Raw genomic sequence first — 1,658 nt, 5'->3', positions numbered from 1 at the left:
CGGCGTGCGAGGGCGTTGACGACGTATCGGCAGTTGCGTCGTCGGTTGGCGGAGAGTTTGCGGACCGAGCCGGGTGTGCAGCTGCGCGAACTGTACGAACAGATCCTGGCGGAGCGACCCGCTGTCGGCGAGAACGCTACGGACGAGCCGGCCAGCCTGGTGCCCGGGCGGCACGATCCGGTCCCACCCATGCAGCTCCCCACTGGTTCGGGCGTGTTCGTCGGCCGTGCCGCGGAGCTCGCGGAGATCGAGAAGGCATGCGCCAACGACGGCGCCAGCATCGTGGTGGTCTCGGGCACGGCGGGCGTAGGCAAGACGAGCCTTGCCGGCCAGTACGCGTACACCGTCGCCGACCGGTTTCCGGATGGGCAGCTCTACATCGACCTGCGCGGTCACGCCGCGGCTCCCGCGCTCGAACCGATCGAAGCCCTCTCCCAGCTACTGATCGGGCTCGGTGCCGACCCACGCCGGATCCCGGTCGAGGCCGAGCCGGCCGCGGCCGCGTACCGGTCAATGCTGGCCGGGCGGAAGGTCCTCGTGCTGCTCGACAACGCCGCATCGGCCCGCCAGGTGCGCCCGCTGCTGCCCGCATCCCCCGGATGCCTGGCAATGGTCACGAGCCGAGACCGGCTGCTCGGGCTCATCGCCAAGGAAGGCGCGCACCCGCTGCGGCTTGACACGCTCTCCGACGACGAGGCGCGCAGGCTGCTGGACAGCCTCCTTGGCCGAGAGCGGGCGTCGGCGGAATCGGGTCAGGTGGCCGCCTTGGTACGGGCATGCGCACGGTTGCCGCTCGCGCTGCGGATCGCCGCCGCGCACCTGGTCGACCAGCCGGACCGGCCGCTGGCCGAGTACCTGTCCGATCTTCGCGAGAGCCCGTTGAACGCGCTGGAGATCGAAGGCGACGACCAATCCGCGGTCGCGGCCGCATTCGACCTGTCCTACCAGCGCCTCGACGAAGGCCCGCGACGGCTGTTCCGCCTGCTGGGCCTGGTGCCCGGACCGGACTTCACCATCGACGCGGCCGCCGCTTTGAGTGGTGAGCCCCTCCGCGACGTGCGTGAACATCTAGCCCGGCTCGCCTCCGCTCACCTGGTCGAGGAGCACTCCGACGGGCGCTATCGCTTCCACGACCTCCTCCGTGACTACGCCCGCTACCGCGCCTCGACGGAGGAGGACGGTGCCGACCGCGCGAATGCCGGTGAACGGCTCATGGCCTGGTACTACCTCGGCAAAACCGCCGCCAGCGACGTACTCCGTCCGACCCGGCGCAAGCTCCCCGCGCCAAAGCTGCCCGACGGAGTCTCGTCGCCGCATTTCAGCGATCATCACGAGGCCGTGGCTTGGTCGAAGGCAGAACGTCGGAACATCCTGGCCGCGGTGGACGCGGCCGGCGAACTGGTGGCCATCGACTGGTCGTGGCACCTCGCGCTCGGCCATGGCACGATCATGTCCGACCTCGGCTATGTAGCCGACGCCATCGCGATATCGGAGAAAGCCGTCCAGGCCGCCCGCACGGCGGACGACGCGCTCGCGCTGGCGCGCTCTCTCAGCTCTCTTGGCACGGTTCTGTACCGGGTCGACATCCGTCAGGCGTCGACTGCCTACCATGCCGCCGCCGAGCAGGCCGAGAAAGCCGGCGACGGTCTGATTCTGAG

Annotated in this window: 1 protein-coding gene; it reads left to right on the top strand. The window is 69.9% G+C overall.

Annotation, left to right across the window (positions count from 1 at the left end):
* Window positions 1–45: 45 nt before the first annotated feature.
* Window positions 46–1,658 (top strand): NB-ARC domain-containing protein (locus ELR45_RS34105; RefSeq protein ID WP_240760347.1); only part of this gene is annotated, 1,613 nt, incomplete at its 3' end.

This window comes from Phytoactinopolyspora endophytica (assembly GCF_004138495.1).
GTDB lineage: Bacteria > Actinomycetota > Actinomycetes > Jiangellales > Jiangellaceae > Phytoactinopolyspora > Phytoactinopolyspora endophytica.
This window is presented reverse-complemented; position numbering and strand designations above follow the sequence as displayed.